Below are 26732 nucleotides of genomic sequence, written 5' to 3'. Positions count from 1 at the left end.
AATTTCAAGCAGTTTGTACACTTATTTTAAGTAGTAATCCTAAAGCGGTGACCTATTTCACAAAATAATAAATAAGGGGTAAATTCCCACACTTTAAGTGATCCAGATTACGGTAGGAATTCTGAACCAGCATATGATCTCGTTTATCAGGCCGATGGAGGGGATAATCGTCGGTCAGAAAACATTCGAAATCACATATATCCTGTGTGTTTTAAAGTAAAAATCATTGGCAGCTTGAAAAAGAAGGTTCACATGTCAAACAACATTCGTATCGAAGAAGATCTGTTGGGTACCAGGGAAGTTCCAGCTGAAGCCTACTATGGTGTTCACACTCTGAGAGCGATTGAAAACTTCTACATTAGCAACAACAAAATCAGCGATATCCCTGAATTTGTGCGTGGCATGGTTATGGTGAAAAAAGCGGCGGCGCTGGCCAACAAAGAGCTGCAAACCATTCCTAAGAGTGTGGCGAATGCCATCATTGCCGCATGTGATGAAGTCCTTAATAACGGCAAGTGCATGGATCAGTTCCCGGTAGATGTCTACCAGGGCGGCGCGGGCACTTCCGTCAACATGAATACCAACGAAGTGCTGGCCAATATCGGGCTGGAACTGATGGGTCATCAGAAAGGTGAATATCAGTACCTGAACCCGAACGACCACGTGAATAAATGTCAATCGACTAACGACGCCTATCCGACAGGCTTCCGTGTGGCGGTTTACGCCTCTATCGTCAAACTGATCGATGCCATCAACCAGTTGCGTGAAGGCTTTGAGCGCAAAGCGGTTGAATTCCAGGATATCCTGAAAATGGGTCGTACCCAGTTGCAGGACGCCGTACCGATGACGCTTGGTCAAGAATTCCGTGCTTTCAGCATTCTGCTGAAAGAAGAAGTGAAAAGCATCGAACGTACTGCTGAACTGCTTCTGGAAGTGAACCTTGGCGCAACGGCAATCGGTACCGGTCTGAACACGCCGAAAGAATACTCTCCGCTGGCGGTGAAAAAACTGGCTGAAGTGACTGGTTTCGCCTGCGTTCCGGCTGAAGACCTGATTGAAGCGACGTCTGACTGTGGCGCGTATGTCATGGTTCACAGCGCGCTGAAACGCCTGGCTGTGAAGATGTCCAAAATCTGTAACGATCTGCGCTTGCTCTCTTCTGGTCCTCGTGCCGGCCTGAACGAGATCAACCTGCCGGAACTGCAGGCGGGTTCTTCCATCATGCCAGCAAAAGTGAACCCGGTCGTACCGGAAGTCGTCAACCAGGTATGCTTTAAAGTCATCGGTAACGACACTACCGTTACAATGGCGGCGGAAGCAGGTCAGTTGCAGTTGAACGTTATGGAACCGGTTATCGGTCAGGCGATGTTCGAATCTATTCACATTCTGAGCAACGCGTGCTACAACCTGCTGGAAAAATGCGTTAACGGTATTACCGCGAATAAAGAAGTGTGCGAAGGGTATGTTTATAACTCTATCGGTATCGTCACTTACCTCAACCCGTTCATCGGTCACCACAACGGCGACATTGTCGGTAAAATCTGTGCCGAAACTGGTAAGAGCGTGCGTGAGGTTGTGCTGGAGCGCGGCCTGTTGACGGAAGCCGAGCTGGACGATATTTTCTCCGTACAGAACTTGATGCACCCGGCTTATAAAGCTAAACGTTATACTGATGAAAGCGAACAGTAATCGTACAGGGTAGTACCAAAGAGGCACGTCACGATGACGTGCCTTTTTTCTTGCAATAAGTTACCAAATAACAACAATTTAATATCAACTTGTTAAACAACAAGGAAGGCTAATATGATAGTTGTCGAACTTATCATTGTTTTGCTGGCAATCTTTTTGGGTGCCAGACTCGGGGGCATCGGTATTGGATTTGCAGGCGGGCTGGGTGTGCTGGTACTTGCCGCTATCGGCGTGAAGCCAGGGACAATTCCATTCGATGTCATCTCCATCATCATGGCGGTTATCGCCGCGATCTCTGCCATGCAGGTAGCGGGCGGTCTGGATTATTTGGTAAACCAGACGGAAAAACTGCTGCGTAAGAATCCGAAATACATCACCATCCTCGCGCCGATTGTGACCTATTTCCTGACTATTTTTGCCGGTACCGGGAACATTTCCCTGGCAACGCTGCCGGTCATTGCTGAAGTAGCAAAGGAGCAGGGAATCAAACCTTGCCGTCCGCTCTCTACCGCCGTGGTATCCGCGCAGATCGCGATTACTGCCTCGCCGATTTCTGCGGCTGTAGTGTATATGTCTTCTGTCATGGAAGGTCATGGCATCAGCTACATTCACCTGCTGTCCGTGGTTATCCCTTCTACGCTGCTGGCGGTGCTGGTAATGTCCTTCCTGATCACTATGTTATTCAACTCCAAACTTTCTGACGATCCTATTTACCGCAAGCGTCTGGAAGAAGGACTGATTGAACTGCGCGGCGAAAAACAGATTGAAATCAAACCGATGGCAAAAAACTCCGTCTGGCTGTTCCTGTTAGGCGTCGTTGGCGTGGTGATCTATGCAATCATCAACAGTCCGAGTCTCGGCCTGGTTGAGAAACCGCTGATGAACACCACCAATGCTATTCTGATCATCATGCTGAGCGTCGCAACGCTAACCACCATCCTGTGTAAAGTGGAAACTGACGCCATCCTCAACTCCAGCACCTTTAAAGCGGGGATGAGCGCCTGTATCTGTATTCTGGGCGTAGCGTGGCTGGGCGATACCTTCGTATCCGCTAACATCGACTGGATCAAAGATACTGCGGGCAGCGTCATTCAGGGTCATCCGTGGCTGCTGGCCGTCATCTTCTTCTTTGCTTCCGCGCTGCTCTACTCTCAGGCGGCGACGGCGAAAGCGCTGATGCCGATGGCGCTTGCGCTGAATGTCTCTCCGCTGACGGCTGTCGCTTCCTTCGCCGCCGTTTCCGGTCTATTCATTCTGCCGACCTATCCGACTCTGGTTGCGGCAGTACAGATGGATGACACCGGTACAACCCGTATTGGTAAATTCGTCTTTAACCATCCGTTCTTCATCCCAGGCACCCTGGGCGTCGTTCTTGCCGTCTGCTTCGGCTTTCTGCTGGGCAGCTTTATGCTGTAAGTATTTCCCCCGCGGGGCGTATCACGCCTCGCATTCTCCCGACCTTTGACTAACATCCTGCCCTCGTCCATTGTATAGTGACCATTCACTTGCGGGTCTTTTTGTTTTTTCGAGGTGTTTATGCTTGATGTTAAAAGTCAGGATATTTCCATCACCGAGGCCGTTTTGATGCTTTGTACCGCCCCGGATGAAGCAACCGCCCAGGATCTGGCCGCCAAAGTGCTGGCGGAAAAACTGGCCGCCTGCGCCACCCTTCTCCCCGGAGCGACATCGCTGTACTACTGGGAAGGTAAGCTGGAACAGGAATATGAAGTTCAGATGATTTTAAAAACCACCGTTTCACATCAGCAAGCGCTTATCGACTGCCTGAAGTCTCACCACCCGTATCAAACACCCGAACTTCTGGTTTTACCTGTTACTCACGGAGATACTGATTACCTCTCATGGCTCAACGCATCTTTACGCTGATCCTGCTGCTGTGCAGCACATCCGCTTTCGCCGGGTTATTTGACGCGCCGGGTCGCTCGCAGTTCGTCCCTGCCGACCGGGCGTTTGTTTTTGATTTTCAGCAAAATCAACACGACCTTACCCTCTCCTGGCAGGTAAAAGAGGGTTATTACCTTTACCGTAAACAAATCAGCATCACACCGACGAAAGCGGATATCGCCGCAGTCCAACTCCCAGCCGGCGTGTGGCATGAAGATGAATTTTACGGGAAAAGCGAAATCTACCGTAAGCAGCTAAACGTTCCGGTAACGGTTAGTCAGGCGACGGCAGGCGCGACATTAACAGTAACGTACCAGGGATGCGCCGATGCAGGATTCTGCTATCCGCCGGAAACGAAAACGGTGCCGCTAAGTGAAGTCGCCGCGGCAACAGACACCACGCCGGCGCCTGCTGTCCCCCAGGCGAATGAAACGTCAAAACCCGCCGCCCAGTTGCCTTTCTCCGCGCTCTGGGCGTTGCTGATCGGTATCGGCATCGCCTTTACGCCCTGCGTTTTACCCATGTATCCGCTGATTTCCGGTATTGTCCTGGGGGGAAGGCAATGTTTGTCGATGGGGCGCGCATTGCTGCTGGCCTTTATTTATGTACAAGGGATGGCGCTGACCTATACCGCGCTGGGTCTGGTCGTCGCCGCTGCGGGATTACAGTTTCAGGCGGCGCTGCAGCACCCTTATGTATTAATCGGCCTTGCCGTAGTGTTCACCTTGCTTGCGTTGTCGATGTTTGGCCTGTTCACACTACAGCTTCCCTCTTCACTGCAAACCCGGCTGACATTAATGAGCAATCGTCAGCAGGGCGGTTCGCCCGGCGGCGTCTTTGTTATGGGGGCGATTGCCGGATTAATTTGTTCTCCCTGCACTACAGCGCCGTTAAGCGCGATTCTGCTCTATATTGCTCAGAGCGGGAATATGTGGTTGGGCGGCGGCATACTTTATCTGTATGCGCTTGGTATGGGCCTACCGCTGATTCTGGTCACCGTGTTTGGCAACCGTCTGCTGCCAAAAAGCGGCCCGTGGATGTCGCATGTCAAAACCGCTTTTGGTTTCGTGATCCTCGCGTTACCGGTCTTTTTACTGGAGCGGATTATTGGTGACGTTTGGGGCTTACGCCTGTGGTCGCTGCTGGGTGTCGCTTTCTTTAGCTGGGGGTTTATTACCAGTCTGCAGGCAACGCGAGCGTGGATGCGCATTGTACAGATTATCCTGCTGGCTGCAGCGCTTGTTAGCGTACGACCTTTACAAGATTGGGCATTCGGATCGCCGTCCGCGCAGACCCAGGCACACCTCAATTTCACGGCTATTTCTACCGTGGACGAGCTCAATCAGGCGCTGGCACAGGCCAAAGGCAAACCCGTTATGCTGGATTTCTACGCCGACTGGTGCGTGGCCTGTAAAGAGTTTGAAAAGTATACCTTCAGCGATCCGCGGGTCCAACAGGCGCTCGACAACACGGTGCTCTTGCAGGCTAACGTCACCGCTAACAATGCGCAGGATGTCGCGCTGTTAAAGCATCTGCAAGTCCTCGGGCTACCCACCATTCTGTTCTTTGATGCTCAAGGTCAGGAACAGCCGCAAGCGCGAGTCACCGGCTTTATGGACGCCGCAACCTTTAGCGCGCATTTGCACGATCGCCAACCGTGAGCGACACTTGCAAAAGCAAAGACGGAGGAGAATACCGTGCAACGTGAAGATATTCTGGGAGAAGCCCTGAAATTACTGGAGACGCAAGGGATAGCCAATACTACGCTGGAAATGGTGGCGGAGCGCGTAAATCACCCACTCGACACATTACAGCGTTTCTGGCCAGATAAAGAAGCCATTTTGTATGACGCGCTACGTTATCTTAGTCAGCAGGTAGATATCTGGCGACGCCAGCTTCTTGATGAGACCCTTTCTGCTGAACAAAAGCTGCTGGCACGCTACAGCGCGCTCTCGGAATGTGTCAGTAATAACCGTTATCCTGGTTGCTTGTTCATTGCCGCCTGTACGTTTTATCCCGATCCAGCCCACCCTATTCATCAACTGGCCGATCAACAAAAACGTGCGGCACATGATTTTACCCATGAGCTACTGACCATGCTGGAAATTGACGATCCGGCGATGGTCGCGAGGCAGATGGAACTGGTGCTGGAAGGCTGTCTCAGCCGAATGCTGGTCAACCGCAGTCAGGCTGATGTAGATACCGCTCAACGGTTGGCGGAAGATATTCTGCGCTTTGCACAGTGCCGCCAGGGTGGCGCGCTAACCTGACGGAGTACTGATTTTACGCATTTTGCCTGAAAAGCAGGCAGTCAACGCGCTTTTATCACTTTTTTCGTGTAAAGCCGTTGACGACCGAGCCCCTTTACGGTTTAATGCGCCCCGTTGCCCGGATAGCTCAGTCGGTAGAGCAGGGGATTGAAAATCCCCGTGTCCTTGGTTCGATTCCGAGTCCGGGCACCAAAATTTTGTTCCATGACGTCCCAGTGCGTCCTGAAACGTCAAAAAATCAGTAAGTTAATCAAACCCGGTAGTGCAGTAAAGTACTACCGGATTTTTTGACATCCGTAGTTTTTGGGGGCCTTCCGGTTCGATAAACTATGGAGCCCCCACATGCCACTCACCGATACCGCCATCCGCAACGCGAAGCCGCTCGATAAGCCTTACAAACTCAGCGACGCGCAGGGCCTGTACCTGCTGATTAAACCTAACGGTTCTAAACTCTGGCACCTCAAGTACCGCTTTGGCGGTAAAGAGAAAAAGCTGGCGTTTGGCGCTTACCCGACCGTGACGCTGGCGAATGCGCGTAAGCTGCGCGAGGAAGCCAGAGCCGTACTCAGCGCAGGCGACGATCCAGGGGTGAAGAAGCAGCAGGAGAAGCAGGCGAAGAAAAGCGGTAATACGTTTGAGGAAGTCGCCCGTAGGTGGCTGGCAGGGAATATCCGCTGGACGGAGCATCACGCGGCGAAGATCCTGCGCTCGCTGGAGCTGCACGTATTCCCGCTGATCGGCAACATCCCCGTCGCCGACCTGAAAACCGCCGACCTACTGATCCCGCTGCGGGTGGCGGAGAAGAAAGGCAATCTGGAGACCGCCGCTCGGAGCCAGCAGCGCACCACGGCGATCATGCGCTACGCGGTGCAGGAGAGCCTGATCGCCAGCAACCCGGCCAACGATCTGACGGGTGCCATCGCGCCGCCGCCGAAAAACCACTACCCCGCCCTGCCGCTGGAGCAGATACCGCAGTTGCTGGAACGGCTGGAGGGCTACTCCGGCAGGCTGTTAACCCGGCTGGCGGTGCAGCTTAACCTGCTGATCTTTATCCGCTCCAGCGAACTGCGTTTTGCCCGCTGGACGGAGATCGATCTGGATGGCGCAATGTGGACGATCCCGACGCAGCGTGAGTCCATTCCGGGCGTGCGCTATTCAGAGCGTGGCGCGAAGATGAAAACGCCGCATCTGGTGCCGCTGTCAAAACAGGCGGTGACGGTGCTGAAACAGCTAAAGCTGCTGTCCGGCAACAGTGAGCTGTTATTTCCGGGCGACCACGATCCTCGTAAGCCTATGAGCGAAAACACCATCAATAAGGCGCTGCGGGTGATGGGCTATGACACGAAGGTGGATGTGTGCGGTCATGGCTTCCGCACAATGGCCTGTAGCGCGCTGATCGAATCCGGGCGCTGGTCGAAAGATGCGGTTGAGCGGCAGATGAGCCATCAGGAACGTAACAACGTTCGCGCCGCGTATATCCACAAGGCAGAGCACCTCGACGAGCGCACGCAGATGATGCAGTGGTGGTCGGACTATCTCGACGCCTGTCGGCAAAAGTTTGTTGCGCCATACCGGTATGACAGACAGGTTCAGGTGGCCTGAGCCATTCAGCGAGTCACGCAGGAAAGCAGATCTCAGGGGATCTGCTTTTTTATTTGCATCAGCGGCGAAATCCATTTCGCTGCGCCAGTTCCGGCCCTTTCAGCCCTTTGGCCTTTCCGGTCTGGCGCTGTTACCCTTAGCGCTCCTTTACCCTTCGGCCTTTTACTTTTCATGATTACACCAGAACAGGAAATTATGCCTCTTCCCGTCGCCCGTAAACCTGCACCACATACCACCCACGTCCGTCACCGTGGCCCAAATCCATTGAGGTCAGCGCCAGCGCTTCCCGGTCACTAAATCCCTGCGCCAGATAATGGCGGAGCGCATCCTGCGTCCACGCATAGCGTAATGAGTGTGGGGTATAAATCCCCGTCAGCCCGGCCTGCGCGATTTCTTTGCGCCAGTAATTCATCGCTTGCTGTAGGCTGGGCAGGTCAATCAGCCTGCCGTTACGTTGCTCTGCGACAGCCAGGGCATTATCCAGCGCTTTTTTAACTGCGCCAGTATCCTGAATAATGGTTTCACGCGGACGATGGCCTTTGGTGCCAAACACTACAGTCAGTCGGGTTTCGCCGCGTTCCAGCGCCTGCTTCCACGTTTTTAATGACTGACAGCACTGTACCGCCTCCTGCGAACGCAGCCCCATCAGCCTTGCCAGCTCCAGCGTCGCCGCCAGCTCCTGCGTCTTTGTCGCGGGCAGCCTCCAGCACCTTGCAGTAATACTCCGGCGTGATGGCCCGGTTGGTGCCGTTGCGGGATGCGCCAGACAGCCCCAATGATTTATTGGTCATCCGCTCATGTTCTGCCACCTGCTGACGTCCGGCCTGTTGCAGCACGCTACGCAGCGCGGCCCTTTCATTTTGCAGCGTCCGTTTACCGATCTGCTGCGCCAGCCGCGCCTGAATACAGCATTCGATATGACGAACCTTGATCTGCGCCACCCGCTGGATCTGGATATTCAGCGCACGTAAATGCTTACTGAACCGCTGCACGATGTGAATGCGGTTATCCACCGTTTGGTAACTGCCGCCCGCCTTTTTCGCCAGCGCCTTCATTTCACTGCCTAATTTGCCCATAGCTCCCCCTTGCCGCTCAATAAAAAGCACAATCTGGCCCCGGCGTATGCTTTTTGGCTGCGCCAGAACGATACCTTCACGCCGGGGTGGCAGGTTGTTGAGGTCCAGGGAGTTTCAGACTGTACGCGGTACAGGCTGCCTGCGTGAGCAGGAAATTCTCCGGGGCGTCATGCCCCCCTCGGTATCTATCTTTTTCTCCTTTTCTGAACCGACAGCGACCTGAAAACAGCGTGTCAGTGTGGGGGATTGAGGGCGCAGGCCAGACGTCTCATGGCCTGCGTCGGCGTGGTGGAACGGCGTCACTTGCGCCCGTAATACGGGACTCAAGTGACGCCCCGGTCAGGAGTCGTGCTCCGGAAGAGCGCATTCTGGTGCAGCTTTACGGCCACGCGGCAGCAAAGCCGGACGTCTTTGCAGGCCGCAGCCCGTAACGTAAAGAGTGCTGGTGTGGCAGCAGGTGCAGGATTTACCGGAAAGTTTCCGGCGCAGAGCAGCATTGACCAGATATCAGGCGCAGATAAAAAGCGCTGACAATCAGCAAGTACAGATGAGCCGGAAAATCGTGAGACTTCCGGTCAGATGAAAACATAGCCAGCGAACTGGCGCAGTGAAAGGATGTAGCGTGTATAACTCTCAACCTCTGCCGCGATGCTTTGCGACCCGGCATTTTTGCAGAGGTCCTGCCGGTAAAATGGCAACCATCTCCTGACGAGTCAGGCGCTTCTTTCAGGTCATGAAGCATTGGGGGCTGCCGGAGCAGCATAGTGCAGGAAGGAGATTACCCCCGGTTTACGCGGATGAAAAGGGGAAACCTTTTTTATGGAAATTGAGTTGTTTTTGGATTTTTTCGTCATTTTGTGAATGACAGTCTGCCGCGCTTGGCTCCTCCCCACCTTCCGCCAGCTTTTGCTGGCGGAAGGTGGGGAGAGTCTGTTTTAACGCGGTCTGAGATAGCGGGAAGGCCAGATTTTTTCAGGCGCAACGCCCAGCGCGTCGGCGATCAGTCGTTCGCCTTTGGGCCAGCGGCGATTAAGGGCGTTTGCCAGCGTGGAGGAGGCCAGCCCTGACCGACGGGAAATGGCAGCCAGCGACGTGCCTCTCTTCTTCAATCCGGCAATGATATCCGCCGGATGCCAGTCCGGTTGCATCATGCTCATGCCACCACCTCGTCAATAAACTTTACGCCGTCGGCGGTGCGCAGCCAGCGCGGGGCGTTGAGTTCGGCGGCGAAATACCAGACCAGTTCACACAGTAATCCGGTCAGCGTCCGTTCCATTTTCGGCAGTAGCGCCCGTCCCGTAAGAAGCTGCGCCAGCGTAAGTGAGTAGTCGCAAAGTAATTCGGAACCGGGTTCAAAGCGGGGATGAGTGGCAGGAAGAAAATCAACGGTCAGGCTTTCGATCAGGTGGGGCGGGATGGGGTCGTTCAGCGTGGGCCGCAGCAGCGAGAGGCAGGCGGCAAGCCGTCCGCAAAGCGCCAGCCGCAGCGCCGGGTCGTCGCTTTCCATCAGGGTTTCGGCGAAGTTTTCGCAGTGAGTGGCAAGGACGGTGAAGTCCGTGGTGGCATTAAAGGGAACGGAAAGTAACGGGTGTATCTGAGCGGGGATCGTAGCCATAGTGGCAGCCTCCAGTAAGTGATTGTTTGAACCACCACCGGAGAGGCTAATCTCACGGGTGGCGGAACCGGACGGGGTTAGCCTTACCGGCCTTACTGGACACCGGCGCGTCTTGCGACGCCCCCGCCCGGCCCGCCATTGAGGTGTAACCGTGCGCACGACATAAAAAAGACGCTAAGCGCGCCATATGTCGCCAGTAAGGAATATCTTCAGGAGGCTAATCCCGGCACCTGATTTTGCAGGTTCCGGGAAAAGATACCGCTATTGGTAACAGATGGCAAGAAATTTTTAGCCCCTTATTTAATTATTCTCCACCCGTCTACATTATTATTCTTTAAAGTATAAATCCCATATATCTCCAGCCATTTATCACCATCGAGATCAATAGGACGCATTGAGTGAATATTCTTTTCACCGGTAACAACCCAAACTATATTCAATTCATTTTTTAATAAAAATTGCTCTAGTTTATCTTTATCAACAATGAGTGCTGATTTATTTTCATTGTGAATAGACGGATCCAAAAATATAACATCGCCATCACTATCCAACCATTCTCCTGTATTTTCAGAATAATTCAACTTCATACCATGATACATAAATTCGCAAGGTGCCAGATATGATAGTTCATTATCACCGGACGAATCAGACTCCCAATGATGACTTTCAGATGTCAGACAAATCGTCGCAATGGGTTCTCCCTGCTTTTGCCAATCAGTATAAATATTCTGCCATCCCTTATCTCCGTAGTACGGGTCGTCAAAATATTGATATGCAGGCGACCAGTAATACTCTCGGCTAAAGACTCGGTATTGATCATGCGATTCTGGTAAATTTCGGATTAATGGCAGATCTTTATTCAAATTGGATATTAGCGTTGGTAATTCATCTTCTTTTAATAAATAACTTCTAATATGATACCAAAGGTGTTTTTTTGCATAGCCATATTCGTCCTCACCAAGAGGAAGTGGCTCATCCCATGTAAAAAAGCCATCAAGTAATAAATATTTTTTATCATCAGCAGACAGAACTGATATCAGTTCAAGTGGATCAGGTAAATTAGCCTCTCTCTTCAACCAATCATTAATAGTGCTATCCCAGTCATTATATGGATTTTCATTATTCCAGAAGCTTTTTTGTCTTATAATCTCTTTGCTATAAGATGGCGTGGTTGGATCTATTTTTCTGACAAACAATTCCCAGGGCCCCTGAAACCAGACATAATTTTTCGACTCTGACCAGAGACTGCCCCCTTCGACCACCTGATGATTGTCCGCAATACGCGCCAAAACCTCATACAATGCAATCCATTGGTATTTTTTACCTATTCTTTCTTTTTTGTTCCTGCTTCTATCCCCCTCACTGGCGTATCGATCAAACTGTCCATGCTTCTCAACATCATAGCCATATTTCTCAAAAATCAGTTTACAGGCATAGTTACTTAGATCATTAGGGTCAAAATCACACCATCCAGATAATGCACTCTGAAAAGTATAACGTCCGAAATCACCATAGCTACAGATCCCCCGTCCATACTCAGTAACCATGGAGCTTAATATTGTATTTTGTCCCCAATAGTAATCTTTAAAATCCGCAGCATTATAATCATATTTATACGCATCAATTTCCTCATTGGTTGGGAAAGTCGTTGGAAAATCACTTCGATATGGAGGCCGAATAATATCAACATTATCCATTTGATATACTTTTTTATATAAAGCATATTCTATTATATTTCTGGCATAATCCCTGACAAGAACATTAGGATATACTTCTTTAGCTTCAAAAATAGTGGCAACAATATTTTCAGACAGTTTATCTAAATCATCCAGAGTAACAGAATTTAAAACCGCGCCATAAGAGGCCGCCAGGATCCGCTCCAGTACGTAAGGATCATTAACATCTTTAAAGCTGTCTATGAGCGCCGTAATCGTTTTAATACTATTTTTCAATAAATTGGCTAACGATTTCGTTGCGCTATCTCGTAATTTGATATTCGTGCTCGTCAGTAGCCATGACAACGCCTTAGCAGCCAGTAATCTTGAGTCATCCGATAAATAAAACTTATCCTCTTCCGCGCCAGCCCAGTCAATTAAACGCTGCATCGAAGAAGTTTCGTAATAATCTAAATTATGGAGATACTTCGTCCAGAATGAATCTCTGATTGCCATTGAATGTTTTGAAAGAAATTTGTGTAACTTGTCTGCATTATAAATATGTTCGGGGTCGGAGGATACGGTATAAACCATTTGCATAAAGGCATCAAAGCCGTTATCAAATGGAATGATATATTTATTAATATATTCAAGCGTCTTTTCCTCAATATTATCAGGCTTACGCCAGATAAGACTTGAGATAAATGCACGAATAATACCATCATGTTTTTTATACTCAATTTCAACCAATTCATAAAGCTCTTTGCCAAATCTCTCAGGCAACTGAATAGAAAGTGATTCAATTATACCCTGATAAAAATAGTTCGATTTTATATATTTATATAACTCACCATTCTCTTTAAAAAAAGAATCTAGTGCATCATTATTATTTATTGAATATTTATCTAAAAGAAAAGATACTGTCAGATGGTCTTCAAATCGTTCATAAGCCAGATATACCCCTTCTTCATAATTATCTTTCGAATTCCAATAGATATTCTTTGACAATATCCCTTCTGAAATTAATTCATCGAGGAAACGACGTCGATCACTATATCGACCAATCATTTTCTCTGCAATATCAAATGCCGCTTCATACGGAATAAAACTCAAGTCATTATTTAGCTTATATTCTATTAATTCATTAATGGTTTTTTCTATAAGCTTAAAATTTTCAGGGTAATTGAAAGAGGAAGGTCTCGATAACTTAACCTCAATACTGTTTATGAAAAATGAAATGATATTACTTATCCCAGAATATCCTTTCGGAATTTTATTTAATCCAGAACGATATAGACCTTCGCAAAAAATTTTAAGAAAAAGTGGATTACTGAATTCAGGATGTAATATCGGGACTCCCGGTTGCTCTATACCATATTGAGAAAAGAAGAACTTAGATGCCTGATATTCGACACTCCCAAAACCAGAATGAGCAATTCGTGTTATTTTATTTTCATCGAAAAAGTCTTTGGGGACAATTAATTTTTCATATGAGCTTCTGATACTCAAAACAAGCCCAAGCCAAGGATATTTAGAGAACTGATTTATCATGCCGACTATATAATCGGGCCAAAAATACCGTCCTTTCTCTTCATTGATTGCATCAATAATAAATAGCAGACGTTCTCCCTGAGCCTCAGCTCTGGCATTCAATGCCCCTAATAAGACATTTTCTTTACCATCAACACGCAGAATATTTCTTAGTATTTGTGTCCATGGTGACTCTTCTGATACAAAGTTTTGCCCCAGAAGTAATAGGCAAGGAATCCTACTTTTTATTCGATGGTTTGCTATATCCGCTAATAAATGAGATTTTCCAATCCCGGCCTCCCCTGACAGAATCATTAGAGGGCTATTTGCTAATTTCAACAGTGGGCCCTTGATAAAGTCTGAAAAGTCAGAAATTGCCTGCCAGACATTATTAACCTGATACCTCAGATCGTCATTTTTCTTGTCACTATTAACAATAAATTCATGTTCAAAATCAGATAAGTACTTACTAATATTATCTATGTGACTCAACAATAAATTTATATCAAACTGTTCCAATCCACGGCCTTCGGGAACAAAGCTGTCTTTAACTTCAGAAATCCAGCGCTTAAATTGTTCGGATGTGTTATTACCAGAATAATGAATAGCTCTATCTGTAAACTTGTTAAGTTTTGCAAGAAAATCATGAAAATATTTATGTGCTACCTTATAAAAATCACTATTTCTGCTGATTGCATCAAAATTTCTGGCAATATCCAGTTCGACATTCAGTTCAGGAGTATATCGCTTGCCAAGGTTTTTAGTACTCTCTTCTATCTGTTCGCTAAACCAACGAGTGGTAAACTCTTCCGCTGAAAACCAAAAATGTAACCGGCCAGCATTATTCTCTTGTGATAACCGATGGGTTAGTTCCGAGCTTCCCCAATACTCAATACTGATATTTCTTCCTAGTCCCTTAGCGTATTGAGTCCATTCTGCAACCTTTTTATTCCATTTATCCATAAACCAATCCTGATCCTTTCTACGAGGATCCTGTCGATCTAACGGAATACAGATATAATATTTGGTAAGGTTTGGATGGGTTTTTAAAGCAGTTTCAAATGATTCTTTTAACTGTTTCCACTGAGCATCACCCATACTAAAAAAATACTTTGCCTGCCAGCCATATTCAGTACCATCATCCAGTACACAATAAGCTTCAACGCCACCATCTGGTGCTGCCACACGGCGAAAATCTATTTTGTTAATAATAGGTTCTTCTCTTGCTAACTGACAAATCAGTTCTTCAAAAGCATTATTTTGAGAATTATTGAACGTCCTGATGCTTTCCCATCTTATCGACATATTAATTCCTTACGATGTGTGTTCAAACTCAACGACACGAGGCGCATATTTATTGAATATCAAAAATCTTACGAATGTTATGGACCAGATATAGTATCAAACCGCACTATACCCCTGCTTAGGGTCATTCTTATACTGCGGAAACGCCAGTTTCAGTTCCCCTTGCTCCACCAGCGGTTTCAAGTACTGCTGACGCAGCGCATTAGGGTTACGACTAAGGATCTGCCCCAACGCAGCAACGGAAATATACTGCCCCTGACACACATTCAGGATCACACTCTTCATCAGCTCCTTATCCCCAAGACGCAGCCTTTCACGCGGAACCGCTGCTAAAGTAAACAACGAATCCCTGAAAGCTTCGGTGAGATTATCAACATCATCAATATAGGGTCTGTCGATAAAGCGGTTAAGCAAACGTCCATACTCATCCCGGGACGCGGGTTGATCGTCCCCGGCGTTATAAGTGGAGTTTTCCTCGTTATGTGTGGACCTCTTCTCGTTATATGTGGAGTTACCCTCGTTATGTGTGGACCTCTGCTCGTTATATGCGGAGTTCCCCTCGTTATGTGTGGAGCTCACAACCGCCCCCAACGAGAAAACTTCATCCGGCGTCATGACCGATACGCCGGGCAAGGTGTAATATTTGCTTTTCTGCTCCCCCCCCCTGCGACCAGAAAACCTTTACTTTCCAGTCGGGGAAGTGTCAGCGTGACTTCGCGGGAATGACGGGTTGTTAACTGGCAAGCGCGTTCATGGTTAACCCAGCCTTCAATCGCCGCCGTTGCAACAATCACCTGTTCAAAATCATCAAGCTGATCGAAGGTTTCACCAAACCGCTGATGCAAATCATCCAGAACATGCTGCGGGATCAGGCTAGCCGTAGAAAGCTCTAATAGCGTCTGTGCAGGAAACGTCTTTCCCAAAGTTTGGGGTTCGCCAGTTAGCCGATTTCCAGCCGCTGAAAATCTTCGGCATCCCTGAACCTGCTTTCTCACCCAGACCAATCAGCAAAAACATCTGGTGTAGCAACCTGTTGCGGCAATCACTGACGCCGCCCGCAATCACATCCTCCAGCGGCAGGCGCATCAAGCCGGGGTTGCGAAAGCCAAACATATCGGGACGTTTGACGATCAGAATAGAAACCCGATCGGTAAAATCAGCATGGACCAGCGTGTTGACCAGCGCTTCACGCAGTGCGATATGTACTGGCGTATCCGTTCTGCGCTGACCCTCTTCAAGCGTAAAGGGGACTTTAAGATCGGCGACCAGCTTTTGGTATACCTTGCGATAAAAATCAAACAAGTTCCCTGACCATGTACCGTCCGGGCATACCCGATCCACCCAGCGTAATTCTGTTTTAGCTTCGGGGCGTTCCTGATAATCCACCATGTAGTTAGGCGCTGCGGCAATAATCGCATCCCATTTTCCAAACATGAGAACGCCAGCCAGCGTAATCCCTTTTTTCCCGGTTTCTCTGTCTTTACGCCACCCACCAACCATTTTAAATAATTCAAACGGCTCACAGGCCAGATAAGGATGCTGCGGGTTATTTGCCGATAGCAGATTGCGATAGACTTTCAGGCTGTCCAGATCGATGTCGTCCTGAAAGGTGTAGTGTTCGGAAAGCACTTCATTATCGCGGCTGTCGTGGATCTGCTCTGCAAGCATCCGCTTGACGGTCATATCATCACAAACGCGATCGCCTTCGTGCAGACGTTGATAGGTGTTACCAAATGGGGACTTTTTCAGGTGAACCGGCTTTTGTTTGCGCATCGCCTGTGGAATATGGATCGCCAGAACGTCCGTTCCCTGCAAAGAGACCTGTTGCACATCGTTTTCTGATCTCAGCACATTCGCACTGACCCGATCGCGATCGTTTAACTGATTAAACAGATCGGCCTTAATCTTTTCGGGATCAACAATACCAACTGGTATAAATTTTCCAGCCTGTTCTTTTACACCGAGAACTACCCAACCGCCCCGACCATTCGCCATTGCGGAATAGGTGGGCCAGAAGTCTTTCGGTAACTCGCCTTTGCCGTCTTTCCCCCCCCCTGCCAGCTTGAACTCTACCTGTTCCGACTCGACAAGGGTTTGCAGATCTATAATGTCTTTTATTTGCAAAGGCATAGAGGTTCCTCTGGCTGAAAAATGTTCTGCTATATGATACCGCATCTACCGAATATCCGGTAGGTTGTAAGGGATAAGACAAAATTCAGATCATGAGAAGTTTATTAAGAAGCTTACGACTTTCCGAGAGCGCTTCAAACTGACAGTCTATCTGCGTCAGTTGTTCCCGCACTTTAGTTTTCAGTTCCTCGCAGGGTTCCATTCCCGAATGTACGCAATTCAACAAACGACGAACAACCGGTAGGGTGAAACCTGCGCCATTCAGAATGAGTATTCGTCTGACAATATCCACATCTTCTGACGTGAAACTGCGATAGCCTGCGTCGGTTCGCGCAGGATGAAGCAAGCCGGCACTTTCGTAATACCGTAGCATTCGTATGCTCACGCCGGTCAGCGCCGCCAGTTTTCCAATTTGCATAACGTCCTCTTGACTATGACAACGCTGTCAGAGTGTAAGCTTTGAGTTCCCGAAATAACAGGAATAGCGACATGTTAAAATTAATTATGTGTGTCAAAAGACGTACCCATTTAACGCGGGAAGAGTTTGATCATTACTGGCGCAACCATCATACTCTATTGGTGATTAAACACGCCGAATGCCTCGGCATCCGTAAGTATGTCCAGACTACGCCCATTGCAAACAATGCAGCGCAATCAGCACTTCAGCAGACAAGAAATTCAGCACCCGTCGATTTTGACGGTTGCGCCGAATTATGGTGGGACCTGGAATCGCATCTTGTGGCCCGAAAAACAACGGAAGGTTTAAGCGCCCTTCGGGAGCTTATGATGATGAGGGTAAATTCGTGGATTTGGAACAGTCGCAACTCTGGTACGGCGAGGAGTTGTGTGTGATTTCTGAGTAAAAGAAATAGCGGTTTGAAAATTTTGATTTTTGTCCATCCAAAGGCGACTTTGGGATAAAAATTTAAACTGACAAATTCAGGTGCCAAAATAACATTTTTCGTGATGAACATCACAAAAATAAAGCGATTTGTTATGGGGGCCTTAGTGAGGGCGCTGTTTGTGAGAAATATCAACAAAACCAATAACAAACAGCATGTTAATCGTGGATATGATTCCGAGTCCGGCACCACTATTCAAAGCCGGTTGGTCAGATTTGCAAGATGCAATCCTGACGGACAGGAAGGCGAGCCAGTAAAAACACGATGTAACGCTGTTACTTGTTGTTGGAAGAAAGGCTCTTGAAAAACAGACTTGTTCGCGCAAGTCTGTTTTTTCGTGCGTGATCTTTACAGATATTTGTTGTTAATGTCAAATTGTGTCAGCGCTATATTCATCAGGCTGCTACATCAACTCCGTTTCCAGTATATCCCGCAGGCTATCAACACTTTCATCAATGTATTCCAGCGTCGATGTGATGCTGACATGACCCAGCAGTTTCTTCACCGCGTATAAAGGCGTACCTCAGTCGGACAGCTTTGCGAAGTACGCCGCGGCTTTTTTAATATGTCCCGTTCGTCAGTAACCCGCTTCAGCTCTTTCTGGAGCCGGCGGAGCCCGGCCTGAGCATCTGACTGTTCTTTATTAATGGATGAGTCCGGACCGTACTTCTTTATCCAGGCGTAAAGGCTGTGGGTGGTGATATCGAGACGTGTTGCAACGCTGGAAACAGAATGACCGCGATCAACAACCTGTTTGACTGCTCCAATTTTAAACTCTTCGGGATAATGCTTACCGCTCATGGCGCCTCTCATCAAGTCATTTTAAATGACTCTGAGGTGTCTGTTAAACCCGTGGCGATTCAGACATCTATCTGCCGATAGTATACCTTTACCGCTTTGTATCCTCTTTCTTAATCAAGAACGTTAATATTTAAGACTCAGAAAAAACTTATCATAAATTAATACCAGAATTTGTATCCCCCACAAAAAAATTAAGTATAGTTATTACTTAATTCAAATCTAAAGGAGATAACTTGATAAGAATATGAGCCAATCCTTGTAAATTTCCATCTTTTTTTTATACGCTGGATGGTTTTTTAACGATACTATAATATATAGCAACAAAATATATATACCGATTTTCATAAAAAATTGAAAATTTAATAACTAAAACCTTAAGATAGCTAACACATATAACTATATATCCACCGTTCTCGTTTAAAATATTTGCAAGAATAAATTGTAATTTACACACATTGAATAAAAGGAAATTATCATGCTAAAAGTCTTCAATCCCTCACCTGTCCCGGTGGGGAACGTTGAATTTTTACAATCAGCACAAAGCTGGCAGAGGAAGACCTTATCACTTCAGGGATTAAATTTAGTGCAGTCAGTGCTCATCAAGCTCACTACGGGTAAAATTACAATTACGACATCGTCCGGAGAACATATTACGATAATAGGGCCAATGTTAATATTTTTAGCAAAAGAGCAAACCATTCATATCATCCAGGAAGAGACCAATGAAAAGTTAAATTATAATTTAATTGAACTAGATTCCGCATCAATCAAAAATACTTATAATTTTTTTCTGTATGAACATGCAGAGTTTCATGCCCCCCTAACAAAACCGACTACAAAACATTTATTAGCGCCAATAGAAACAGGAGTAGCACGAGTATTCGATCTTTTATACACTTCAAATAAGAATCAGAAATTGCCACAAGATAAAAAACAATATTTAATAAGATTTCTACTTTCAGAGTTCATTTCTGAACCTGAGGCATTTTCTCTCTTTAGAGAACTATCGCAAAATTCAGTAGCCGAAAATATCTATAATATTATTATAAGTGACATAAGTCGAAAATGGACACTCAAGGATATTTCTGATTCACTTTATATGAGTTGCTCCACATTAAAAAGGAAACTAAAACAAGAGAACACCTCATTCAGCGAGGTTTACCTTAATGCGCGAATGAATAAAGCGGCAAAGCTTCTACGCAATAGTGAGTATAATGTTACTCGTGTGGCGTATATGTGTGGCTATGATAGTGCTTCTTATTTTACATGTGTTTTTAAAAAACATTTTAAAACAACGCCCTCAGAATTCCTATCTTTTTTGTCTTCCTCTCAATATCAATTTGTCAACTGAGATATATAGCAATGCAGTATAAGAATAAGTTAAAGCATATTAATATAAAAAATGGCATCCTCTTACTCGCTGAAAAGTTTAATTTAACGTTGAGCGAAAAAAAGGTTATTTATTATATCGCAGCAGGGTTATCGGTAAAAAGCTGTTCAAACTTATTAGATCGAAACATCAAGACCATTTCAACCCAAAAAAGATCAGCTTATAGAAAAATGGCTATCACTACTGATGTGGAACTAATTCATTTAATGTTAACTGAGTTTTCTATTTCAATAGAGATAACTTGATTTGATCATAACATTCAGAAATACCATGATTAAAATAGACTAACAGTAAAGTACTGGTCACATAGTAACGTTCTATTGGAGGTGCAGTCATGTCAGTAATCTTACAGTTTCAGATATTATGATTTCACTACAATAGTTATTTATAATATAGGTTTTTTCGTGACGTCAATAGATTCATTGAGCCAGAAAATGATCAAATAGTTTTATAAGCGGTAATATTCATATCACCGCTTTACATATTGTATATAATCTGGCTTAAATCGCCACTACCAAAAACACTACCGTTTTAATCCCATACATACTAACCTAAACCTTTTCATCCATTCAGTTTCATTTTCGGAATACTTATCGTTGTATTACAACTTACAGTTCTTAAATGTTCATGTGAGAGTTCAATCTTTCGAGTAAATAACCTTTGTAGTGATATATCATGGGTCGCAAAAATGACAATACTATCTGAGTAAAGATGTTTTATTCTTTCCAGAAAATCTAAAGCGTCAGCGGTTGAAAGATAAGATGTCGATTCATCCAAGAACACCATCTCCGGTTTTTTAAATAATGCCAGACATAATAAAATTTTTTGTTTTTCCCCATTGGAAAGGTTTAGCTCATCAACAAATTTTTCGTCTACGTTTTCTTTCGAAAGAATAAGATTTCTACAGCATAAAGTTAATATCTCTATGATATCACTATCATCAACAACACCATATATCATGAAATTTTCACGAAGCGAGCCCTTTATAAAAGAGCTGTTTGTAGAGTGATAAGCGATACAGCTCTGTATATACTCTTCAGAAATGTGTGTTATATCAACATTATTTAGCTTAACTGACCCTGTATAGCAATTAATAGAGTTTGACAGTGCTTTAATTAAAGATGATTTACCCGCTCCTGATGCACCAACAATGCCAATAAAATCTCCAGGAACAGCCGTAAATGAGAGCGGTTCGATCAGTTTTCGTTCGGCAAACGAAATAGATAATTTTTCAACTGATAGTTGTTGAATCCGTGATATATATATACCGCTATGCGATACAAATGTATCTTTATCTTTTAATAGCTCGCTTAAACTATTCATGATGTGAAACGAATGTAATCGTGATAAATATAACTTATTAACGCCCCCAACTAAAGCCCCTGAGAGCCGAGAGTTGATAATCATAATGGCAATAATAGAGGCTGTCGTCAAACTACCATTGACGACAGCAAAATAGGATGAAATAAACATCACAATCATAGAAACAAAAGAGTTAGCCTTTATCATTTCAGCCCAATGATGATTTTCAATATTCATTTCCATTTTGGTATATTCGTCACGATTAGTTTTATCCATCAATAGCTTTTCAAAAAAGGTGCTGCGTAGAAACTTCAACTCTTTTCTTTTTGCTTCTAATGATATTAATGTAGACATTTTTTCATAACTGGCGGTATTCGTTTGCAGCGTTTTTTTATAGGCAGAAAAACGGATGTAAACACAAAGAAAAGTTAACACCATATAATAGATAAACAGTGGGAAAGCATAAACTCCCATCATAACAAAAAGGCATACTATAAAAAGAAAAGTTAATGAGAAATCTACTGAAATTAAAGGATAAGATTCCCAGAATGATGCTACAGAAGATTCAATAGTGCGTATCTTTACTGCCGCATTTCTGCAGTTTGAAACTTTTAAAGCATATAAAAAAAAAGCATTGCATTTTATATTGTTACTTCTAATCTGAGATGACGTTTTGTCATAGATAATACTTTTTAAAATGAGTTCAAATATAACAAAAATTATAAATATTCCAGTAACAAAGAAAACTGAATGATAAGAATCACTGTAAATTAAGCGTGTGTTAAACAGGTTTGAATAAAGTGGCGTCATCAAGGCAAAGAAAACCAAACCAAGAGAAAAATAACTCGCTCCAGGCGTCATCTTTTTGATAGCATCGAAAACATCCACATCGTTTATATTTTTTAATTCCTTGGATAAATAAAATACTCGCTTGCTAAGCAACTCATCCTGTGTGACGATATCTGTAGATGTTAAATTAATCAGCTTATTCTTTTCTTTTTGTAAAATTAAAAAATAAGATTCTGTCCACTCTACTATAAATGTTTTTGGTAAATTGGCATAATCGTAAGAGTTATCTGTCGTTATTTTATAGTCAAAGAAGTTATTATTTATATAATCATTAAAATTCTGTAATACATCACACATCTCTTTGCTTTTATTTTTAAAAACAAAATCAATTTCTTCGACAAGACAATATTTTCTAATAATTTCAAAAAAGTTATTATTCATTTTTTTACTTCTTCTACAATACAAGTATTCTTTTTATTTTCATATATCGGTTGCTCTACAATAATTTTTTTATCTCCTAAGGCTGATTTGGCAACGATATAATTATAAGTGGTGTATTTTTTGGCCACCTCGAGACTTAAATTATTACCATATGTACAATATAGTCTGACTGCAGCATCAGATGAACGTAACGGCAAGAGATCCTTGACTGACAAAGAAAATCCTTTACCCATGACAACGTCAGTCTGATCTTTATTATCAGCTTCATAGGTTAGATTTGCCGAATCAAGCTTATTGTCTTTCGTTATAGCTACAGATAGCAAATTAGCTAATAATACAGACAGTAATAATATCATTACTGCCACAGCGGAAGATAATGCAGAAACAAATCCAAGCATAGTTTACGTTACCATACATTAAATACAATATTATCGCCGACTAACGCTGTAATGTAATTTAACAGAGTCACTTTCTTACTTAGCGCATATACATTAACCTGGACACCCTCTAACTCAGGAGGGACTATGATTTTATCATCTGGCTTTATTTCAACTTTGTAATAACGTTCAGCACCATTTTTTTCATCATCTGAGAACGAATCAGCACTTATCCTCGTAATTTCACCTGAGAGTGTTTTTTTATAGCCAGGTGAATTCACAGTAATTTTTGCCGTTGTGCCCATAAAGATAAAAGGCCTGTATTTTGCTAAAATACGAGCATCAATGACTTTACTTTCATTACTTTTCTTTATTGTCATTACTGGCTGTGAGTTTTCAACATAAGAACCCTTCTCAAAGCTACGTTCAATACTTAATATTATGCCATTCGTCGGTGATAAAACACTATTAGCCTTAATTTTATTTCTTAGTAGTTCCAATTGTCCCCGATTTTCAAGACGTTCTCTACGTAACTGTTCCAGTTGTTCAGCATTGTTATTGAGTTGCTCAAGGACGCTACTACGAAACCTATTGTTTGCCAGCTTAATGTCATTCTGTAATGAGAGTAAACTGATCTCCCCTGTAGTTATTTGAGATATAATTTGACTTATTTCAGTTTTATTATTTATTATCTCTATTTCTGGCGCACGGGCCGATTTAAGTAAATTTCCTTTCCTTTTCAAAAGAAGCAATCGATCGTGAAGATCGTTTTTTTCTTCAATCATCTTCTCCTCTCTGAGCTTTAAATTCTTTTCTTCATTTCTTAAAGAAAAATACTCATTCAAAAGCTTATAAGCACTAAGTTCCTGACTGAAGAAATCTTTATTTTCCGTACTAAACTCACTTTCCTCGGATATTTCTCCAGCCAGGAGTATTTTAAGCAATCGCTGATCCTCTTCCAGGCTAACGATCCGTCTGTCTGCAAATAATACTAACTCATTAAGTGTTTTTTCCTGGTGAAAGACATCAAGGTTCGTATACGAAAAAAGTATATCTCCGATATTAACCTTTGAGCCAGTTCTTAAATCAAATTTATTAATAAATCCTGAATCAGGACTGACTATTACTAGTTTATCTGAAGCACCGGTTATCACGCCAGTACCAGGAGAGACAATATCAATTTTCGCCACACAAATATAAACAATCAAAGCAGCAACGGTCATAAAGACCGCTAACATCTTTCGCGATAGTAGGTTATTGTTCATATCACAAACTTAACAGTTCGCCAGATACCTGTAGCAAAGATATCTTGTTGATAGCATCACTAATTTTCATTTCAACCATTTTCCGCTCTAATGCAAAATAGTCGTATTGCGTGTTTAACATTTCATAATAAGATGATTGTGAGATATTATATTCTCTTTTCTGATTAGCTAAAATCACTTCTGTAGTTCTGCTTTGCTCTTCTAATCCTTTAAGTTCCTTTTGATTAGAATTTATCGTCAGTTGTAATGATTTCATTTTTGCCAACAATTCTTTATATTTAAAATCCATCCTTGTCTTTAATACCTGGTATGATTTTATACCGGTTTGACTGGCAATCTTTTTATCATAATCAAATAGATTTACCGAAACCTGAATGCCCCCCCATGAATCTTTATCAATCCTTTGACTATTATTATATCTCTCCTCTGCGACCAGACTAACCTGAACTAATGAATCTTGCTGCCAGGCGTTAAATTTTGCAGCATTAGCCTGTTCGTTCAATAATTTATAATCAATATTATTATAAATTTCTTTCTCGTTAATATTATAGCCGTTAATTTTATTAATTATACTATCGGGTAAGTTAACACCCCGCTCAGGAAAAGCAATGCCGGTGGCTAATTCTATATTAGACTTAAGTAGTTCAATCTCTTTATTAATACTTTCTGACTCAGTCTTTATTTTCTGGATCAAAAGACGCGCCTGCTCAACATCGCTTGCTTTAGCGATGCCGGATAGATATCTCCCCTCAATTTGACGGTATAAATCAATGGCTGTCTGTTCTAATTTACTCGCCTTTACTTCAAGGTCATCATAATATTTTATGCCAATTAAATTTTCTATTAACGATTTATATAAGGTCTCTTTTTCCTTCAGAAGTGACAATTCAGCACTATGAATTCGACTATTTTTCTCTTTAAAACGCTCAACAATTGTTGTGCTAAAAATCAAAGAACTCGCAGTTATTTTAGAATCAGTTATGTCACCGCGGGAAGTATCTGATTTATATTTACTTTCTGCGGAAATTTTAGGCATAAAATAGAGATCAGTTTGTTTCGCACGTAACAACTCGGATTCAAGCTCCAGGGCCTTAGCCTTGATCATATCTGATTCTTTATACATCTCATTAATAAAATCTGCATAGTGTAAAGTGTCCTGACCAGCCAAAGCTAATGGGCTAAAAAACAGAAACCCCATGATGATGAAATTAGTTTTCATTAGTCAGTACCTCTACAACCTGTCTCATTTTATTCTTAAACTTATACTGTTCATGGAAATAGCTTTCCTGCCTGTCAATAATGACTTTAAGCTGCTCAGATTTCTTATTTTCCATTTCCTCGTTAAATTCAGAGTTTTTCTTCATTAATGCCAGCAATGCGTTAACACCAACATTTAAATCCATTAAATGCTCATTACCAGCGACAATTTTTTCATTAGCTACCATATTGCTTTGATTAACATCCATTAGTGATGTATTAATACTAACAAGCGCACTGTCACTTATCTCAGTAAATGCTTTTGTTATTTTTTCAATATTTTTAATAGTGGTGTTTATTTGTATCAAATTCTCGGCCATGGCATTGTTGTTTACCACTAATAACTCTGCCAGTTCTGTATTTTCTGGAATATAAATCAGTTTGTTTGCGATATTGGTATTAATTTCTTCCAGCAACGTTATTCTATTGAGTAACGCATTAAGCTCATTTTCTGAAGGTATATTCCCTGACATTTTTTCAGCATTATTCTCCGTCTCGTAGTAAAACTCCCAAAAGTTTAGGCTTACCAAAAGTAATACTGATACCGTAACACCTAATATAGATGTCAGGAACGCAAATGACATTGCTGTAAGTGCCGATGAAATGGATGAAATCATTGCCCCCATTTTTGCCGCAAGATCGCCTTCTCCCCCTAGCGAACCTGAAATGGCTGAAACCATGTCGGTTAACCCCATAAAGGTACCAATCAGGCCTAAGGAGACGGCCACCGAAGCTGCCAGTTTGGTTTGCGTTGCTAGTAGGGTGTAATATTTCCTTGCCTTTAGTCTGAATACCCAATGCGTTAAAAAAAGGAGCAGCGGTAATATAAATAATACTCCACATGCATACGTAATTTGCGGTGCCAGAAAAGCGGCCTGATTGACCATATTTTTAATGGCAGGAAATAATAAGTAGCATACCGCTGTTAATATATAAAAAATTAGACCAAGAAAATACATTTATTTAATTACTCCAGTAAATACAAGATAGACTTTTTTCACATGCAGACGAATCCCCTTCTTTGAACTCCACTTCTATATCAGAAGGTAATTTTAAGTCTGTATAAATCTTCAATAAATTAAACGTGTTTTTTGCTTTATGGTTTTCTACAGATTTAGATACTGCGCCATAGAGCGTGATTTTCTTTTTCCCTGAGTCAACTAAGTGCTTGCGGGTTTGATAAAGATCAGACGATGAAAGTGAAACAGCGCCACTATAGTAAATGGTATTTTTACTAAGATTAGTAAATGAGTCTCTGAACTTTAATGCTCCACCATCAGATGTCACAATTGAATCAGTGCTTGAGAGTATGAATACTGTAGAAACAAGTATCAGAATACAAAGCGCTCCGCTTAGCCCATCAACCATTGGCGCCAGTTCTTCATCACTATTATTTTCTTCTGCACTCATAGCTTTTTCTTGATATTGTTGGAC

Annotated in this window: 22 protein-coding genes, 1 tRNA gene and 2 pseudogenes; 10 read left to right on the top strand and 15 right to left on the bottom strand. The window is 44.0% G+C overall.

The genetic code is table 11. The features are described from left to right. The first annotated feature begins 252 nt into the window (after positions 1-252). From aspA to F4V61_RS14555, 7 genes are all read left to right on the top strand, one after another. Positions 253-1689, top strand: a complete 1437-nt coding sequence (gene aspA, locus F4V61_RS14585; protein ID WP_000069440.1) for an aspartate ammonia-lyase — start codon at positions 253-255, stop codon at positions 1687-1689. 114 nt (positions 1690-1803) lie between these two features. After that, the gene (gene dcuA / locus F4V61_RS14580; RefSeq protein ID WP_000637592.1) at positions 1804-3105 is read left to right on the top strand and encodes an anaerobic C4-dicarboxylate transporter DcuA; all 1302 of its coding nucleotides are present in this window, start codon (positions 1804-1806) and stop codon (positions 3103-3105) included. A gap of 120 nt (positions 3106-3225) precedes the next feature. Next, entirely contained in the window at positions 3226-3573 is a 348-nt protein-coding gene (gene cutA / locus F4V61_RS14575) for a divalent cation tolerance protein CutA (RefSeq protein WP_000887834.1), read from the top strand. Beyond that, a complete protein-coding gene (locus F4V61_RS14570; RefSeq protein WP_079953665.1) occupies positions 3549-5252 on the top strand; it encodes a protein-disulfide reductase DsbD in 1704 nt (567 codons plus the stop codon). The genes cutA and F4V61_RS14570 overlap by 25 nt, the downstream gene beginning before the upstream one ends. Positions 5253-5288: 36 nt before the next feature. Next, positions 5289-5861, top strand: a complete 573-nt coding sequence (locus tag F4V61_RS14565; RefSeq protein ID WP_079827975.1) for a transcriptional regulator — start codon at positions 5289-5291, stop codon at positions 5859-5861. A 116-nt stretch (positions 5862-5977) separates the two neighbouring features. Continuing rightward, positions 5978-6053, top strand: a tRNA-Phe gene (locus F4V61_RS14560). Between the two features lie 150 nt (positions 6054-6203). Further along, positions 6204-7463, top strand: coding sequence for a tyrosine-type recombinase/integrase (locus tag F4V61_RS14555; RefSeq protein ID WP_001131487.1), 1260 nt, complete (start codon positions 6204-6206; stop codon positions 7461-7463). Positions 7464-7656: 193 nt separating this feature from the next. Here F4V61_RS14555 and F4V61_RS14550 read toward each other — a convergent pair. The 8 genes and pseudogenes from F4V61_RS14550 to F4V61_RS14525 all read right to left on the bottom strand — a co-directional run bounded on the left by F4V61_RS14550 (position 7657) and on the right by F4V61_RS14525 (position 17192). Next, positions 7657-8539: pseudogene (locus tag F4V61_RS14550) on the bottom strand (integrase domain-containing protein). Positions 8540-9474: 935 nt separating this feature from the next. After that, a complete protein-coding gene (locus F4V61_RS14545) occupies positions 9475-9690 on the bottom strand; it encodes a helix-turn-helix domain-containing protein (RefSeq protein WP_024132048.1) in 216 nt (71 codons plus the stop codon). 2 nt (positions 9691-9692) lie between these two features. Beyond that, a complete protein-coding gene (locus F4V61_RS14540) occupies positions 9693-10154 on the bottom strand; it encodes a hypothetical protein (protein WP_000201245.1) in 462 nt (153 codons plus the stop codon). A 296-nt stretch (positions 10155-10450) separates the two neighbouring features. Continuing rightward, complete coding sequence (locus F4V61_RS14535) at positions 10451-14644, bottom strand: hypothetical protein (RefSeq protein WP_000027912.1); 4194 nt, start codon at positions 14642-14644, stop codon at positions 10451-10453. A gap of 96 nt (positions 14645-14740) precedes the next feature. After that, a complete protein-coding gene (locus F4V61_RS22675) occupies positions 14741-15259 on the bottom strand; it encodes a hypothetical protein (protein ID WP_012210665.1) in 519 nt (172 codons plus the stop codon). Further along, on the bottom strand, positions 15256-15567 hold the full coding sequence (locus F4V61_RS22670) for a hypothetical protein (protein ID WP_306293678.1): 312 nt from the start codon (positions 15565-15567) through the stop codon (positions 15256-15258). Before F4V61_RS22670 ends, F4V61_RS22675 begins: the two co-directional genes overlap by 4 nt. Further along, the gene (locus F4V61_RS22665; protein WP_306293679.1) at positions 15518-16774 is read right to left on the bottom strand and encodes an RNA-binding domain-containing protein; all 1257 of its coding nucleotides are present in this window, start codon (positions 16772-16774) and stop codon (positions 15518-15520) included. The genes F4V61_RS22670 and F4V61_RS22665 overlap by 50 nt, the downstream gene beginning before the upstream one ends. An 85-nt stretch (positions 16775-16859) precedes the next feature. Beyond that, complete coding sequence (locus tag F4V61_RS14525; RefSeq protein WP_001165470.1) at positions 16860-17192, bottom strand: MerR family transcriptional regulator; 333 nt, start codon at positions 17190-17192, stop codon at positions 16860-16862. Between the two features lie 71 nt (positions 17193-17263). On the opposite strand from F4V61_RS14525, the gene F4V61_RS14520 reads away from it, so the two are divergent. Beyond that, positions 17264-17626 carry an EthD domain-containing protein gene (locus F4V61_RS14520; RefSeq protein WP_012210668.1) on the top strand — a complete coding sequence of 121 codons (363 nt, stop codon included), beginning with the start codon at positions 17264-17266 and terminating at the stop codon, positions 17624-17626. A 556-nt stretch (positions 17627-18182) separates the two neighbouring features. On the opposite strand, the pseudogene F4V61_RS14505 reads toward F4V61_RS14520, so the two are convergent. Then, positions 18183-18477, bottom strand: a pseudogene (locus F4V61_RS14505) (transposase); the annotation flags it as partial. A 475-nt stretch (positions 18478-18952) separates the two neighbouring features. Here F4V61_RS14505 and F4V61_RS14500 point away from each other — a divergent pair. Both F4V61_RS14500 and rtsB read left to right on the top strand, forming a co-directional pair. After that, positions 18953-19828, top strand: a complete 876-nt coding sequence (locus F4V61_RS14500; protein ID WP_000921668.1) for an AraC family transcriptional regulator — start codon at positions 18953-18955, stop codon at positions 19826-19828. Continuing rightward, positions 19825-20112: a transcriptional regulator RtsB gene (gene rtsB, locus F4V61_RS14495; protein WP_072160230.1), complete on the top strand. Its 288-nt coding sequence runs from the start codon at positions 19825-19827 to the stop codon at positions 20110-20112. Before F4V61_RS14500 ends, rtsB begins: the two co-directional genes overlap by 4 nt. 316 nt (positions 20113-20428) lie before the next feature. On the opposite strand, the gene F4V61_RS14490 is transcribed toward rtsB, so the two are convergent. The 6 genes from F4V61_RS14490 to F4V61_RS14465 are packed head-to-tail and all read right to left on the bottom strand — an operon-like array spanning position 20429 to position 26708. Next, on the bottom strand, positions 20429-22399 hold the full coding sequence (locus F4V61_RS14490; RefSeq protein WP_079829248.1) for an ATP-binding cassette domain-containing protein: 1971 nt from the start codon (positions 22397-22399) through the stop codon (positions 20429-20431). Then, positions 22396-22797, bottom strand: coding sequence for a hypothetical protein (locus F4V61_RS14485; RefSeq protein WP_227005870.1), 402 nt, complete (start codon positions 22795-22797; stop codon positions 22396-22398). Before F4V61_RS14485 ends, F4V61_RS14490 begins: the two co-directional genes overlap by 4 nt. Positions 22798-22805: 8 nt before the next feature. Next, positions 22806-23999 (bottom strand): HlyD family efflux transporter periplasmic adaptor subunit, encoded by a 1194-nt coding sequence (locus F4V61_RS14480; protein ID WP_223232409.1) that lies wholly within the window; start codon positions 23997-23999, stop codon positions 22806-22808. A 43-nt stretch (positions 24000-24042) separates the two neighbouring features. Further along, positions 24043-25260, bottom strand: coding sequence for a TolC family protein (locus F4V61_RS14475; protein WP_000855875.1), 1218 nt, complete (start codon positions 25258-25260; stop codon positions 24043-24045). Next, positions 25250-26257: a hypothetical protein gene (locus F4V61_RS14470; RefSeq protein WP_079781948.1), complete on the bottom strand. Its 1008-nt coding sequence runs from the start codon at positions 26255-26257 to the stop codon at positions 25250-25252. The genes F4V61_RS14475 and F4V61_RS14470 overlap by 11 nt, the downstream gene beginning before the upstream one ends. Positions 26258-26261: 4 nt before the next feature. After that, a complete protein-coding gene (locus tag F4V61_RS14465; protein WP_001271664.1) occupies positions 26262-26708 on the bottom strand; it encodes a hypothetical protein in 447 nt (148 codons plus the stop codon). Positions 26709-26732: the final 24 nt, after the last annotated feature.

The organism is Salmonella enterica subsp. arizonae (genome assembly GCF_008692845.1).
Lineage (GTDB): Bacteria > Pseudomonadota > Gammaproteobacteria > Enterobacterales > Enterobacteriaceae > Salmonella > Salmonella arizonae.
Note: the sequence above shows the minus strand (reverse complement) of the source record. Positions and strands in the feature narration are given on the sequence as shown.